This window comes from Streptomyces sp. NPDC034086, from assembly GCF_055575515.1.
In genome coordinates, this window is sequence record NZ_JBVISM010000002.1 from 924,294 (window position 1) to 938,565 (window position 14,272).

11 protein-coding genes are annotated in these 14,272 nt (G+C 73.1%); 9 read left to right on the top strand and 2 right to left on the bottom strand.

Features of this window, described 5'->3' with window-relative positions; translation table 11 throughout:
• Positions 1-56: 56 nt before the first annotated feature.
• The 9 genes from ACZ514_RS09665 to ACZ514_RS09705 all read left to right on the top strand — a co-directional run bounded on the left by ACZ514_RS09665 (position 57) and on the right by ACZ514_RS09705 (position 12,357).
• Positions 57-1,502, top strand: a complete 1,446-nt coding sequence (locus ACZ514_RS09665) for an aldehyde dehydrogenase family protein (RefSeq protein WP_469124457.1) — start codon at positions 57-59, stop codon at positions 1,500-1,502.
• A gap of 196 nt (positions 1,503-1,698) precedes the next feature.
• Complete coding sequence (locus ACZ514_RS09670; protein ID WP_468166738.1) at positions 1,699-3,648, top strand: acyl-CoA dehydrogenase family protein; 1,950 nt, start codon at positions 1,699-1,701, stop codon at positions 3,646-3,648.
• A 29-nt stretch (positions 3,649-3,677) separates the two neighbouring features.
• Positions 3,678-5,063 (top strand): hypothetical protein, encoded by a 1,386-nt coding sequence (locus ACZ514_RS09675; RefSeq protein ID WP_468166740.1) that lies wholly within the window; start codon positions 3,678-3,680, stop codon positions 5,061-5,063.
• Positions 5,064-5,075: 12 nt separating this feature from the next.
• Positions 5,076-6,338 carry a 1-deoxy-D-xylulose-5-phosphate reductoisomerase gene (gene dxr / locus ACZ514_RS09680; RefSeq protein ID WP_469124458.1) on the top strand — a complete coding sequence of 421 codons (1,263 nt, stop codon included), beginning with the start codon at positions 5,076-5,078 and terminating at the stop codon, positions 6,336-6,338.
• Positions 6,335-7,636 carry a M50 family metallopeptidase gene (locus ACZ514_RS09685; protein WP_469124459.1) on the top strand — a complete coding sequence of 434 codons (1,302 nt, stop codon included), beginning with the start codon at positions 6,335-6,337 and terminating at the stop codon, positions 7,634-7,636. The genes dxr and ACZ514_RS09685 overlap by 4 nt, the downstream gene beginning before the upstream one ends.
• A 176-nt stretch (positions 7,637-7,812) precedes the next feature.
• Positions 7,813-8,970, top strand: coding sequence for a flavodoxin-dependent (E)-4-hydroxy-3-methylbut-2-enyl-diphosphate synthase (gene ispG, locus ACZ514_RS09690; RefSeq protein ID WP_388941890.1), 1,158 nt, complete (start codon positions 7,813-7,815; stop codon positions 8,968-8,970).
• Positions 8,971-9,115: 145 nt separating this feature from the next.
• Positions 9,116-9,958, top strand: coding sequence for a GNAT family N-acetyltransferase (locus ACZ514_RS09695; RefSeq protein WP_468166746.1), 843 nt, complete (start codon positions 9,116-9,118; stop codon positions 9,956-9,958).
• A gap of 71 nt (positions 9,959-10,029) precedes the next feature.
• The gene (locus ACZ514_RS09700) at positions 10,030-10,614 is read left to right on the top strand and encodes a GNAT family N-acetyltransferase (RefSeq protein ID WP_469124460.1); all 585 of its coding nucleotides are present in this window, start codon (positions 10,030-10,032) and stop codon (positions 10,612-10,614) included.
• A 42-nt stretch (positions 10,615-10,656) separates the two neighbouring features.
• Positions 10,657-12,357: a proline--tRNA ligase gene (locus ACZ514_RS09705; RefSeq protein ID WP_468166750.1), complete on the top strand. Its 1,701-nt coding sequence runs from the start codon at positions 10,657-10,659 to the stop codon at positions 12,355-12,357.
• Positions 12,358-12,373: 16 nt separating this feature from the next.
• Here the strand turns inward: ACZ514_RS09705 and ACZ514_RS09710 are convergent, their stop codons facing one another.
• Both ACZ514_RS09710 and ACZ514_RS09715 read right to left on the bottom strand, forming a co-directional pair.
• Positions 12,374-13,282, bottom strand: coding sequence for a slipin family protein (locus tag ACZ514_RS09710; RefSeq protein ID WP_469124461.1), 909 nt, complete (start codon positions 13,280-13,282; stop codon positions 12,374-12,376).
• A gap of 68 nt (positions 13,283-13,350) precedes the next feature.
• Positions 13,351-14,253, bottom strand: a complete 903-nt coding sequence (locus ACZ514_RS09715; RefSeq protein ID WP_469124462.1) for an aminoglycoside phosphotransferase family protein — start codon at positions 14,251-14,253, stop codon at positions 13,351-13,353.
• Between the last annotated feature and the right edge of the window lie 19 nt (positions 14,254-14,272).

The following is a 14,272-nucleotide window of genomic DNA, read 5'->3' on the forward strand; positions in this document are numbered from 1 at the left end:
GTCCTACCGTGGTGGGGACAACGACCCACCGCACACTCCGAAGGGCCGGGATTCGCATGACTTCCACCCACGCCTTCTGGCTCGCCGGCCGCCAGGCCACCGGCCAGGACAGCTTCGACGTCCACAACCCGTGGGACGGACGCCTGGTCGGCACGGTCAGCGTGCCCACCGACGCCCAGGTCGAAGAGGCCGTGGCCGCGGCGTACGCCGTGACGGCGGAGTTCTCCGCGACCCCCGCCCACGTACGCGCCGCCGCCCTGGACCACGTGTCCAAGCGGCTCGCGGAGCGCACCGAGGAGATCGCCCAGCTGATCTCCGCCGAGAACGGCAAGCCCGTCAAGTGGGCCCGCGGTGAGGTCGGCCGTGCGGTGTCCGTGTTCCGTTTCGCAGCCGAAGAGGCCCGCCGCTTCAACGGCGGAGAGGCCCAGCGCCTGGACACCGACGCCGGCGGCGTCGGCCGCCTGGCCCTGACCCGCCGCTTCGTCAAGGGCCCGGTCCTCGGCATCGCGCCGTTCAACTTCCCGCTGAACCTGTGCGCCCACAAGGTGGCCCCCGCCATCGCCGTCGGCGCGCCGATCATCCTGAAGCCGGCCCCGGCCACCCCGCTCTCCGGCCTGATCCTCGGCGAGCTGCTCGCCGAGACCGACCTGCCGGCCGGCTCCTGGTCCGTGCTGCCCGTCGCCAACGACAAGATGCCGGCCCTGGTCAAGGACGACCGCCTCCCGGTCATCTCCTTCACCGGCTCCGACACCGTCGGCTACGCCATCCAGCAGTCGGTGCCCCACAAGCACTGCACCCTGGAGCTGGGCGGCAACGCCGCGGCCGTCGTCCTCGCCGACTGGTCCTCCGAGGCCGACCTCGACTGGGCCGCGACCCGCATCGCGACCTTCTCGAACTACCAGGCCGGCCAGTCCTGCATCTCCGTGCAGCGCGTGATCGCCGACGCCTCCGTCTACGACCGCCTCGTCGAGAAGGTCGTCGAGAAGGTCCGGGCCCAGGTCACCGGCGACCCCTCCGACGACGCCACCGACGTCGGCCCGCTCGTCTCCGAGGACGCCGCCAAGCGCGTCGAGTCCTGGGTGGACGAGGCCGTCTCCGCCGGCGCCAAGCTGCTCACGGGCGGCAAGCGCGACGGCGCCACGGTCGAGCCGACCGTCCTCGCGGACGTCCCGGCCGGCGTGAAGCTCGCCACCGAGGAGGTCTTCGGCCCGGTCCTGACCCTGACCAGGGTCGAGAACACCGACGAGGCCTTCGCCGCCGTCAACGACTCGAAGTTCGGCCTGCAGACCGGCGTCTTCACCCGCGACGTCCAGGTCGCCTTCCGCGCGCACCGCGAGCTCGAGGTCGGCGGCGTGATCATCGGCGACGCCCCCTCCTACCGCGCCGACCAGATGCCGTACGGCGGCGTCAAGCAGTCCGGCGTGGGCCGCGAGGGCGTCCGCTACGCGATGGACGACTACACCTACGAGCGCGTCCTGGTCCTCACGGGCCTCGACATCTGACCGACTCGTACGGTCCCAGACCGACGGCCGGAGCCTACTGTGCGGGGGCTCCGGCCGTCCCCCTTTTCCTCCCCGCCCTCCGGGGCGGGGATCCCCCTTTTGCAGGCGCCCGTATTTTCCCCGGCCCCCGGAGCGGGTACGACTGACAGGTAGCACCGATCGGTAGGCCCCCCGATGCGGCGAGGTGAGTACCCGGATGTCGGCAACACGGCCCGTACAGCCCAAGGTGACCGAGCGCGAGGCGAGGCAGGTCGCGGAAGCGGCCCGCGAGCAGGACTGGCGCAAACCCAGCTTCGCCAAGGAGCTCTTCCTCGGCCGCTTCCGGCTCGACCTGATCCACCCCCACCCGTCGCCCGCCGACGAGGACGTCCGGCGCGGCGAGGCCTTCCTGGCCCGGCTGCGGGACTTCTGCGAGAACGAGATCGACGGGCGGCGCATCGAGCGGGAGGCGCGGATCCCCGACGAGACGGTGCGCGGGCTCAAGGAACTCGGCGCGCTCGGCATGAAGATCGGCACCGAGTACGGCGGCCTCGGCCTCACCCAGGTCTACTACAACAAGGCGCTCGCCCTCGTCGGCTCGGTCAGCCCTGCCATCGGCGCCCTGCTCTCCGCGCACCAGTCGATCGGCGTGCCGCAGCCCCTGAAGATGTTCGGCACGAAGGAACAGAAGGACGCCTACCTGCCGCGCTGCGCCACCTCCGCGATCAGCGCGTTCCTGCTCACCGAGCCGGACGTGGGCTCCGACCCGGCACGGCTGGCCACCACCGCCGTTCCCGACCCGGAGGACGACGACACCTACGTCCTCGACGGGGTGAAGCTCTGGACCACCAACGGGGTGGTCGCCGACCTGCTCGTGGTCATGGCCCGCGTCCCCCGGAGCGAGAACCACCGCGGCGGCATCACCGCCTTCGTCGTGGAGGCCGACTCGCCGGGCATCACCGTCGAGCACCGCAACGCCTTCATGGGCCTGCGCGGCCTGGAGAACGGCGTCACCCGCTTCCACCGCGTCCGGGTGCCCGCTGCCCAGCGGATCGGCGCCGAGGGAGCCGGCCTCAAGATCGCGCTGACCACCCTCAACACCGGCCGGCTCTCCCTGCCCGCCATGTGCGTCGGCGCCGGCAAGTGGTGCCTGAAGATCGCCCGGGAATGGTCCGGCGTGCGCGAGCAGTGGGGCCGCCCCGTCGCCCGGCACGAGGCCGTCGGGGCGAAGATCTCCTTCATCGCCGCCACCACCTTCGCCCTGGAGGCGGTGGTGGACCTCGCCTCCCAGATGGCCGACGAGGACCGCAACGACATCCGCATCGAGGCCGCCCTCGCCAAGCTCTACGGCTCCGAGATGGCCTGCCTGATGGCCGACGAACTGGTCCAGATCCGCGGCGGCCGCGGCTTCGAGACGGCCGAGTCCCTCGCCGCCCGCGGCGAACGCGCCGTGCCCGCCGAACAGCTCCTGCGCGACCTGCGGATCAACCGGATCTTCGAGGGCTCCACCGAGATCATGCACCTGCTGATCGCCCGCGAGGCCGTCGACGCCCACCTGTCCGTCGCCGGGGACCTCATCGACCCGGAGAAGGCCCTCGGGGACAAGGCGAAGGCCGGCGCCCGCGCCGCCGGCTTCTACGCCCGCTGGCTGCCCAAGCTGGCCACCGGCCCCGGCCAGGTGCCCGGCACCTACCGGGAATTCCACCCGGCCGGCCACCCCGACCTCGCCACCCACCTGCGTTACGTCGAACGCGGCGCCCGCAGACTGGCCCGCTCCACCTTCTACGCGATGTCCCGCTGGCAGGGCCGCATGGAGACCAAACAGGGCTTCCTCGGCCGGATCGTCGACATCGGCGCCGAACTCTTCGCGATGAGCGCCGCCTGCGTGCGCGCCGAGCACCTGCGCGAGAGCGGCGACCACGGCCGCGAGGCCTACCAGCTCGCCGACGCCTTCTGCCGCCAGTCCCGGCTGCGCGTCGAGGAGCTCTTCGGCCGCCTGTGGTCCAACACCGACGAGCTCGACCGCAAGGTCGTCGAAGGGGTCCTCGGCGGCGCCTACACCTGGCTGGAGGAGGGCGTCCTCGACCCCTCCGGCGACGGCCCGTGGATCGCGGACGCCGCCCCCGGCCCCTCCACCCGGGAAAACGTTCACCGTCCCCTGCGCTGACCTGCCATCATCGGCAGCAGACCGGACGGATGTACGAGTACGGGCGTACGGGCAGCAGCACCGGTACCGGCACGAGCGCGAGGCGGGCGAGGACGATGGCGACGGCCGAGGAGGACCGGGCCCGCCGACGGCTGGCCTGGTGCGTGGCGCACCTGCTGCGCCACGCACCGCACGCCGTGGTGGCCGACCTGGTCGACCGGCTCGACGGGCCCACCCGCACGTACCTGTGCCGCGACCAGTGGCTGCCCGCCGCCGCCGTCACCCTGCTGCTGCGCCACGGCACCGACACCGACCGGCACTACATCGCCCGCAATCCGCACGTCGTCGGCCGCCCGCTGCCCGGCCTGCCCGGGCCCGCGCGGTACGCCGCCCGGCCGGGGCCCTCGCCCGAACTGCTCGCCGAGACCGGCCCCGGCCCCCTCGCCCCCGACGAGCTGATCCGCCTGCTGCGCCGGCACGGCCGCCGCCCCCGGATCCCGCTCACCCTGCTCCGCATGCCGCACCTGCTCGACCTCCACGACCCCGAACCGCTGCTGCGCGCCCACGCCCGCGCCCCGCTTCCGGCCGGCGCGGTCGAGGCGCTGCTGCTGGCGGGCGGACTGCCCCGGCGGGCGTGCCGGGCGCTGCTCGACGCGCGCACGGGGGACCCGTACGGCCGCCACTGGTACCGGCCCGCCGTCCGCGCCGTCCGGATGGGGCTGCTGACCTGCGACGAACTCGTCGCGTACGTGGCCCCCGCGCCCCGCACCCTGCTGCTCGGCCACCTCCCCGTCGCCCACGGGCTGCGCTGGAGCCTGCCCGAACAGGCCGAGATGCAGTCGGCCGTGCACCGCGCCCTGCGCCCCGCCCTCGGCGACGACCCCCGGCTGTGGGCCGAACTGGGCCGCCGGGCCCCCGCCTTCCGCGGCACCCTGCCCGAACTGGCGGCCGCGCTGGCCGCGGGGGCCCCGGCCGCGCCCGGCGACGTACGCCACGACCCGGCGCTGGCCCGCGCCGTCCGCCACCTCGCCCCGGACCCGGCCCCCGCCGAGCCGGCCGGCGCGTGGGAACGCGAACTGGCCCTGGTCAGCCTGGCCGTGCCGATGGAGACGGCCGCCGAGGACGTCCGCTGGGTCCGCGACTGCCTGGACCGGGGCCTGCTCACCGGCGCCGACGTGGTCCGGCACAAGGTCCCCGCCTGCTGGGCGCTCGACGAGGACCAGTGGCTCGGGGAGACGGGCCACCCCGACCGCCACGACCGCCCGGCCGCCGTGCTCGCCGCCCGCGCGGAGGCCGACCGGCTCTTCGACGCGGCCCTCGGGAACGACGCCGGGGCGTGGTGGCGGGCCGCCCGGGCGCTCCCCGACTTCGCCGGCACCCTGCCCGAACTCCTGGCGCGCGTCACGGACGGGGACTCCGTGTCCAAGCGTCCGTGAGTTGCGGCAACAATGGGGGGCATGAGCGACAGTCCAGCCCCCCTCGCCGATCCGCACCTCCTCTTCGACGCCGCGGCCGGCCGCCGGGACATCGTGATCCTCGGGTCGACCGGCTCCATCGGTACCCAGGCCATCGACCTCGCCCTGCGCCACCCGGACCGGTTCCGGGTCACCGCGCTGTCCGCCGCGGGCGGGCGCGTCGGGCTGCTGGCCGAGCAGGCACGGAAGCTGCGGGTCCAGGCCGTGGCCGTCGCCCGCGAGGACGCCGTACCGGCCCTGAAGGAGGCGCTGGGCGAGCAGTACGGCGCATCCGAGCCGCTGCCCGAGATCCTGGCCGGGCCCGACGCGGCGACCGAACTCGCCGCCTCGCCCTGCCACACCGTCCTCAACGGCATCACCGGCTCCATCGGCCTCGCGCCCACCCTCGCGGCACTGCGCGCGGGCCGCACCCTCGCCCTGGCCAACAAGGAGTCGCTGATCGTCGGCGGCCCGCTGGTCAAGGCCCTCGCCGCCCCCGGCCAGATCATCCCCGTGGACTCCGAGCACGCGGCCCTGTTCCAGGCGCTCGCCGCCGGCACCCGCGCCGATGTCCGCAAGCTCGTGGTGACCGCCTCCGGCGGTCCCTTCCGCGGCCGCACCCGCGCGGAGCTGGCCTCGGTGACCGTCCAGGACGCCCTCGCGCACCCCACCTGGGCCATGGGCCCGGTCATCACCGTGAACTCGGCGACCCTGGTCAACAAGGGGCTGGAGGTCATCGAGGCGCACCTGCTCTACGACATCCCCTTCGACCGCATCGAGGTCGTGGTCCACCCCCAGTCCTACGTGCACTCCATGGTCGAGTTCACGGACGGCTCCACCCTCGCCCAGGCCACCCCGCCGGACATGCGCGGCCCGATCGCGATCGGCCTCGGCTGGCCCCAGCGGGTGCCGGACGCCTCCCGCTCCTTCGACTGGACCAAGGCCTCCACCTGGGAGTTCTTCCCGCTGGACACGGAGGCCTTCCCGGCGGTCGGCCTCGCCCGGCACGTCGGCTCCCTGGGCGGCACCGCCCCCGCCGTCTTCAATGCGGCGAACGAGGAGTGCGTGGACGCCTTCCTGGCCGGTCGGCTGCCGTTCACAGCAATCATGGATACCGTCTGCGCAGTGGTCGACGAGCACGGATCGCCCGCCGCGGGAACTTCCCTGACGGTGGCGGACGTCCTCGAAGCGGAGACCTGGGCCAGGGCCCGGGCACGGGAGATGGCGGCGCGCGCCGCCGTGGAGGCGGGCGCATGACGGTACTGCTCACGGTGATCGGCATCCTCGTCTTCGTGATCGGGCTGCTGTTCTCCATCGCCTGGCACGAGCTCGGCCACCTCTCCACGGCCAAGCTCTTCGGCATCCGCGTGCCGCAGTACATGGTCGGCTTCGGCAGGACCGTCTGGTCCCGCCAGAAGGGCGAGACCGAGTACGGGATCAAGGCCATCCCCATGGGCGGCTACATCCGCATGATCGGGATGTTCCCGCCCGGCGAGGACGGCAAGGTCACCGCCCGCTCCACCTCGCCGTTCCGGTCGATGATCGAGGACGCCCGCTCGGCGGCCTACGAGGAGCTGCGGCCCGGCGACGAGAGCCGGCTCTTCTACACGCGCAAGCCGTGGAAGCGCGTGATCGTGATGTTCGCGGGCCCCTTCATGAACCTGGTGCTCGCCCTCGCGATCTTCTTCGGCGTCTGGATGACCTTCGGCGTCAACCGGACGACCACCCAGATCGCGACCGTCTCGCCCTGCGTCATCCAGCAGAGCGAGAAGCGCGACGTCTGCAAGGAGGGCGACCCGGTGGCCCCGGCGAAGAAGGCCGGACTGCGGGCGGACGACCGCATCGTCGCCTTCAACGGCAAGAAGGTGGCCGACTGGGCCGCCCTCCAGAAGCGGATCCGCGACACCGTCGGCCCCGCCACCGTCACCGTCGTGCGCGACGGGCAGCAGCTCAGCGTCCCCGTCACCCTGATCGCGAACCAGGTCGCCAAGACCGACGGCCACGGTGGCTACGTCAAGGGCGAGTACATCACCGCCGGCTGGCTCGGCTTCAGCCCGAAGAACGAGATCGCCGCCCTGTCCTTCGGCGAGTCCGTCGACCACATGGCCGAGGTCGTCGACAGCAGCGTCCAGGGCCTGCTCAAGCTCCCCGCCAAGATCCCCGCCCTGTGGAACGCGGCCTTCAGCGGCGGCGAGCGCGAGGCCGACTCCCCGATGGGCATCGTCGGAGCGGCCCGGATCAGCGGGGACATCGCCGCGCTGGACCTGCCCAGCGAGCAGAGGATGTCGATCCTGCTCAACGTGCTGGGCATGTTCAACCTCTCGCTCTTCCTGTTCAACATGCTGCCCCTGCTGCCCCTGGACGGCGGGCACATCGCCGGCGCCCTGTGGGAGTCCCTGCGCCGCACCGTCGCGAAGGTCTTCCGGCGCGCCGACCCCGGCCCCTTCGACGTGGCGAAGCTGATGCCCGCCGCGTACGTGGTCGCCGGCGTCTTCGTCGCCTTCACCCTGCTGGTGCTCGTCGCGGACGTGGTCAACCCCATCAAGATCACCTAGCGGTACGGCCCCGCCCGACGGCGGCCGCCGGAGCCGGGCACGCATCGTGCCCGGCTCCCTACGTTCGGGTGGCGCGGCCCCTCGGATGCACGGGGCGCGCGCCGCTTGGCGTAACCTCGAAGGCTGGAGCCCGCCGATCTCGGGACCTCGATCCACACCTTGGGGTTGCACAGCAGATGACCGCCATCTCTCTCGGAATGCCGTCCGTGCCGACGAAGCTTGCCGACCGCCGGGTCAGCCGCAAGATCCAGGTCGGTTCCGTGGCCGTCGGCGGCGACGCGCCGATCTCGGTGCAGTCGATGACGACGACCCGCACCTCCGACATCGGTGCCACGCTCCAGCAGATCGCCGAGCTGACCGCGTCCGGCTGCCAGATCGTCCGCGTCGCCTGCCCGACGCAGGACGACGCCGACGCGCTGGCCGTCATCGCGAAGAAGTCGCAGATCCCGGTCATCGCCGACATCCACTTCCAGCCCAAGTACGTCTTCGCGGCGATCGACGCCGGCTGCGCCGCCGTCCGCGTCAACCCGGGCAACATCAAGCAGTTCGACGACAAGGTCAAGGAGATCGCGTACGCCGCCAAGGAGGCGGGCACGCCGATCCGCATCGGCGTCAACGCCGGCTCCCTCGACGCCCGCCTGCTGAAGAAGTACGGCAAGGCCACCCCCGAGGCGCTCGTCGAGTCCGCGCTGTGGGAGGCCTCCCTCTTCGAGGAGCACGGCTTCGGCGACATCAAGATCTCGGTCAAGCACAACGACCCGGTCGTCATGGTCAACGCCTACCGCCAGCTCGCCGCCCAGTGCGACTACCCGCTGCACCTCGGCGTGACCGAGGCCGGCCCCGCCTTCCAGGGCACCATCAAGTCCGCCGTCGCCTTCGGCGCGCTGCTCTCCGAGGGCATCGGCGACACCATCCGCGTCTCCCTCTCCGCGCCGCCGGTCGAGGAGGTCAAGGTCGGCAACCAGATCCTGGAGTCGCTGAACCTCAAGCCGCGCCGCCTGGAGATCGTCTCCTGCCCCTCCTGCGGCCGCGCCCAGGTCGACGTCTACAAGCTGGCCGAGGAGGTCACGGCGGGCCTGGAGGGCATGACCGTCCCGCTGCGCGTCGCCGTCATGGGCTGCGTCGTCAACGGCCCCGGCGAGGCCCGCGAGGCCGACCTCGGCGTCGCCTCCGGCAACGGCAAGGGCCAGATCTTCGTCAAGGGCGAGGTCATCAAGACCGTGCCCGAGTCCAAGATCGTGGAGACCCTGATCGAAGAGGCGCTGAAGATCGCCGAGCAGATGGAGAAGGACGGCGTCACCTCCGGCGAGCCGAGCGTCGCCATCGGCGTCTGACCCGCACCGTCACGAAAGGGCCCGGCCCCGTTCCCGCAGCTCGCGGACGGGGCCGGGCCCTTTCGTGACCTGCGCGGCCGGGCGGGCGCAGGTCGCGGCGGGTACAGTGCGGAGATCAGCAGACCTGCATGGTGAGGCACCGGTGTTGACGCAGACCACGACCAGGGTCCTGGAACCCAGTGATCTCGACGCCGCGCTCGGCATCCTCGGACGCGAGCCCGTCGAGAACGCCTTCGTCACCTCACGGGTCCAGGTCGCCGGGCTCGATCCGTGGCGCCTGGGCGGCGAGATGTGGGGCTGGTACGCCGACGGCGAGCTGCGCTCCCTGTGCTACGCGGGAGCCAACCTCGTCCCCGTCTGCGCCGGACCCGACGCCGTACGCGCCTTCGCCGACCGGGCCCGCCGCACCGGCCGCCGCTGCTCCTCCATCGTCGGCCCCGCCGAGCCCACCCGGCTGCTGTGGCAGCTCCTGGAACCCAGCTGGGGACCGGCCCGCGACGTCCGCGCCCACCAGCCGCTCATGGTCACCGATCGGCCGTCCGCCGAGATCGCCCCCGACCCCATGGTCCGCCGGATCCGCAAGGACGAGATGGACCTGATCATGCCCGCCTGCGTGGCCATGTTCACCGAGGAGGTCGGCATCTCGCCCCTGGCCGGCGACGGCGGCCTGCTCTACCAGGCCCGCGTCGCCGAACTCGTCGGCAGCGGCCGTTCCTTCGCCCGCGTCGAGAACGGCAAGGTCGTCTTCAAGGCCGAGATCGGCGCCGCCACCGCCGCCGCCTGCCAGATCCAGGGCGTGTGGGTGGCCCCGGAGTTCCGCGGCCGGGGGCACTCCGAGACCGGCATGGCAGCGGTCGTCGCGTACGCGCTGCGCGACGTGGCGCCCCTGGTCAGCCTCTACGTCAACGACTTCAACACCGCCGCCCGCGCCGCCTACCGCCGCGTCGGCTTCCGGGAGGTCGGCGCGTTCATGAGCGTCCTGTTCTGACCGCGGCATGGGCGGCCGGTTTCGTCCCGGAAGCCGTACCGCGGCGCCCTACCCCGAAGTAAGGTCGCCGCATGCTGCCTACTTCCCCGGGCGACGACCCCGCACGGCCCGCCGGACTCCGCATCGGACACCTCGACCTGGCCGGCCGGGTGGACGAAGCCCTGCGCGTCCAGGCCGTCGCCTTCGGGCTCAGCGAGGAAGAGGTCGGCATCCGCCGCTACATCGTCCAGCGCCACATGACCTGCCCCGGGGCCCGCGCCCTCGGCGCGTTCACCGACGACGGGGCGCTGGCCGGCTTCGTGTACGGCATGCCCAACGACCGCGGCCACTGGTGGTCCACGATCGTCGAGCCCTACCTGCGGGCGGGCGGCAGCGACTCCTGGCTCGACGACTCCTTCGTCATCACGGAACTGCACGTCCACCCCGGCTTCCAGGGCCGCGGCGTCGGCCGCGCCCTCATCACCCGGATCACCGACGGCGCCGCCGAGCCCCGCTCGATCCTCTCCGCCATCGACACCGACAGCCCGGCCCGCGGGCTCTACGCCGCCCTCGGCTACCGGGACCTGGCCCGCAGGGTCCACTTCCCGAGCGCGAGCCTGCCGTACGCCGTCATGGGCGCCCCGCTGCCCCTCCTGAGGCCCCCGCGGGCGCGCTGAAACCGTTTCCGGGCTCCGGGCCGCCCCCGGTAGCCTCCCGCCATGTCCACTCACCACGTGCAGCGCATGTCCCGGCTCATGGCCAGGACCCTCCGCGAGGACCCGGCCGACGCCGAGACCCTCAGCCACCGCCTCCTGGTCCGGGCCGGCTACGTCCGGCGCAGCTCCGCCGGGGTGTGGACCTGGCTGCCGCTCGGCAAGAAGGTCCTGGACAACGTGGCGCGCGTCGTCCGCGAGGAGATGGACGCGATCGGCGCGCAGGAGGTGCTGCTGCCGGCGCTGCTGCCGAAGGAGCCGTACGAGGTCAGCGGCCGCTGGTCGGAGTACGGGGACCAGCTGTTCCGGCTCAGGGACCGCAAGGGCGCCGACTACCTCCTCGGCCCCACCCACGAGGAGATCTTCACGCTCGTGGTGAAGGACCAGTGCACGTCCTACAAGGACCTGCCGGTCATGCTGTACCAGATCCAGACCAAATACCGGGACGAGGCCCGGCCGCGGTCCGGCGTCCTGCGCGGCCGCGAGTTCCAGATGAAGGACTCGTACTCCTTCGACGTGTCCCAGGAGGGCCTGGAGGAGTCCTACCGGCTCCACCGCGAGGCCTACGTACGCATCTTCGAGCGCCTCGGCCTGGACCACCGGATCGTGGCGGCGGTGTCGGGGGCGATGGGCGGCTCGGCGTCGGAGGAGTTCCTGGCGCCGGCCGGCGCGGGCGAGGACACGTTCGTGGACTGCCCCTCCTGCGACTACGCGGCGAACACGGAGGCGGTCACCTTCGTCCCGGCGCCCGCCCCCGCCGGCGCGGACCACGCCCCGCTGGAGGAGGTCCCCACCCCCGACACCCCCACCATCGAGACCCTGGCCGCGCACCTCGGCGTGCCCGCCTCCGCGACCCTGAAGAACCTCCTGGTCAAGGTGGACGGCGAGATCACCGCCGTCGGCGTGCCGGGGGACCGCGAGGTGGACCTCGGCAAGCTGGGCGAGCACCTGGCCCCGGCGGTGGTGGAGCTGGTGACGGCGGAAGACTTCGCGGACCGGCCCGACCTGGTGCGCGGCTACGTCGGCCCGCAGGGCCTGAGCGGGGTGCGCTACGTCGCCGACCCCCGCGTCGCACCCGGCACGGCCTGGGTGACGGGGGCCAACAAGCCGGGCACCCACGCCCTCAACGTGGTCTGCGGCCGGGACTTCGAGGTGGACCGCTACCTGGACGTGGTCGTCGTCGAGCCCGGCGACCCCTGCCCGTCCTGCGGGGCGGGGCTGAAGCTGGACCGGGCCATCGAGATCGGGCACATCTTCCAGCTGGGCCGCAAGTACGCCGACGCCTTCGGGCTGGACGTCCTCGGCAAGGAGGGCAAGCCGGTCCGGGTGACGATGGGCTCCTACGGCATCGGCGTGTCCCGGGCGGTGGCCGCGCTGGCCGAGCAGACGGCCGACGAGCGGGGCCTGCGCTGGCCCGCCTCGGTGGCGCCGGCCGACGTCCACGTGGTGGCGGCCGGCAAGGCGGGGCCGCTCGCGCTGGCCGAGGAGGCGGCGGAGGCGCTGGCCGCGGCGGGGCGGCGGGTCCTCCTGGACGACCGTCCGGGGCTGTCGCCCGGGGTCAAGCTGACCGACGCGGAGCTGATCGGCGTGCCGTGGATCCTGGTGGCGGGCAGGCGCTCCGCCGAGGGCGTCGTCGAACTCCAGGACCGCGCCTGCGGCACCCGCGAGGAACTGCCCCTCACCGAGGCGCTCTCCCGCCTGACCTGACCCGCGGCCGGGCCCGTCAGGAAGCCGCCGGCGGTTCGGGGGGCGTGGCCCGCGACGGCGGGACGGCGGGCCCGGCGGGGTCCCGGGCCGCGGGAGGGGCGGAAGCGCCGGAAGGGGCGGCAGCCCCGGGAACGGGGGCCCCGGGAACGGGGGCCCCTGGAGGGACGGGGGCCGCGCGTTCCAGGAAGCGCAGCAGCTCCACCGGGAAGGGGAGGACCAGGGTGGAGTTCTTCTCCGCCGCCACCGCGATCACGGTCTGGAGCAGCCTCAGCTGGAGCGCGGCCGGCTGGTCGGACATCACCGCCGCCGCCTCCGCCAGCTTGTGCGAGGCCTGGAGCTCCGCGTCCGCGTTGATGACCCGCGCCCGCCGCTCCCGGTCGGCCTCCGCCTGCCGGGCCATCGAGCGCTTCATCGTCTCCGGCAGCGACACGTCCTTGATCTCCACCCGGTCGATCTGCACGCCCCACCCCATCGCCGGGCTGTCGATCATCAGCTCCAGCCCCTGGTTGAGCTTCTCGCGGTTCGACAGCAGGTCGTCCAGATCGCTCTTGCCGATGATCGACCGCAGCGAGGTCTGCGCCATCTGGGACACGGCGAACCGGTAGTCCTCCACCGCGATGATCGCGCTCGCGGGATCGATGACCTTGAAGTACACGACCGCGTCCACCCGCACCGTGACGTTGTCCCGCGTGATGCCCTCCTGGGCCGGCACCGGCAGCGTCACGATCTGCAGGTTCACCTTCCGCAGCCGGTCCACGCCCGGAACGATCACGGTGAACCCGGGGGGCCGGACGCCCTCGCGCAGCCGGCCGAAGCGGAAGACCACGCCCCGCTCGTACTGCTTCACCACCCGGGCGGCCGCGCCCAGGTAGACCGCGGCGCCGGTGGCGGCGGCGATTCCCGCTGTCAGCAGTTCCTCGACCATGGCGGCCCCCCGCCGGACGGGACGTACAGGACATACCTACCTATTCACGGTATGCCCCGCGATCCGCCCTACAACCAGGCCGCGAACTCCAGCAGCAGTTCCGCGTCCCGCCGCCGTCCCGCCGCCAGCGCCCGGCAGCCCGACTCCACGGCCCGGAACACCGTCCAGCCCCGCAGCCGCTCCCGGTCCACCTCCAGCGAGTCGGCGAGCTTGTTCACCCGCCGCCGCGCCCCGGCCGCCCCCGCCGAGGCGGCGACCTGGTCCTCCAGCCGGTCCCGGACCAGCCGGGCCAGGTCATAGGCCCGCTCGCCGACCAACGGGTCGGGGCCCACCGTCAGCCACGGCGCGCGCTCACCGGCCAGCACCTTTCCCTGCCGGAAGTTCCCGTGCAGCAGCAGCTCCTCGCCGGGCGCCCCGGTCAGCTCCTCCCGCAGCTCCAGCGCCGTGTCCGCCAGGGTCCGCACCTCCGGCGGCGCCGACCGCAGCAGCGCGCACTGGACGGCGGTGCGCTCGGCCACCGTCTCGAACGGATGGCCCTGCGGCGGTGCCACCCACAGCCGGCGCAGCGTACCGCAGGCCTCCAGCAGGGCCTTGGCCTCCGGCAGCGAACGCAGCGACACGTCCGGGTGCAGCCGCTCCAGCAGCAGCGCCCCGTCCTCCTCGTGGTGGCGCGAGTCGAGGACCCGTACGGCCCCGAAGCCGCCCCAGTGGGCGAGCGCCGCCAGCTCCCGGCCGGGAGCGGCCCCCGGCGGCGCCAGCTTCAGGACGGCAGGGGTGCCGTCCGGGTAGCGGACCAGAAGCACCACACTGCTGCGTCCGCCCGGGGCCTGGACCCGCTGCGCCGTCACGTCCCGCCGCTTCAGCGCCTCCTCGGCCAGCTCGGGCACGCGCTCCAGCCACTCCGTGTCCCGCTCGGTCGGCGGCAGCTCGCCGAGCGCCCGTACGAGCCGCTGCGGCGGTTCGAAAGCCATGCGTGCGTGGTCCCTTTCA

Coding starts and splice junctions, on each gene's coding strand:
- ACZ514_RS09665 (WP_469124457.1), top strand. CDS start 57: ATGACTTCCACCCACGCCTTCTGGCTCGCCGGCCGCCAGGCCACCGGC.
- ACZ514_RS09670 (WP_468166738.1), top strand. CDS start 1,699: ATGTCGGCAACACGGCCCGTACAGCCCAAGGTGACCGAGCGCGAGGCG.
- ACZ514_RS09675 (WP_468166740.1), top strand. CDS start 3,678: ATGTACGAGTACGGGCGTACGGGCAGCAGCACCGGTACCGGCACGAGC.
- dxr (WP_469124458.1), top strand. CDS start 5,076: ATGGGGGGCATGAGCGACAGTCCAGCCCCCCTCGCCGATCCGCACCTC.
- ACZ514_RS09685 (WP_469124459.1), top strand. CDS start 6,335: ATGACGGTACTGCTCACGGTGATCGGCATCCTCGTCTTCGTGATCGGG.
- ispG (WP_388941890.1), top strand. CDS start 7,813: ATGACCGCCATCTCTCTCGGAATGCCGTCCGTGCCGACGAAGCTTGCC.
- ACZ514_RS09700 (WP_469124460.1), top strand. CDS start 10,030: ATGCTGCCTACTTCCCCGGGCGACGACCCCGCACGGCCCGCCGGACTC.
- ACZ514_RS09705 (WP_468166750.1), top strand. CDS start 10,657: ATGTCCACTCACCACGTGCAGCGCATGTCCCGGCTCATGGCCAGGACC.
- ACZ514_RS09710 (WP_469124461.1), bottom strand. CDS start 13,282: ATGGTCGAGGAACTGCTGACAGCGGGAATCGCCGCCGCCACCGGCGCC.
- ACZ514_RS09715 (WP_469124462.1), bottom strand. CDS start 14,253: ATGGCTTTCGAACCGCCGCAGCGGCTCGTACGGGCGCTCGGCGAGCTG.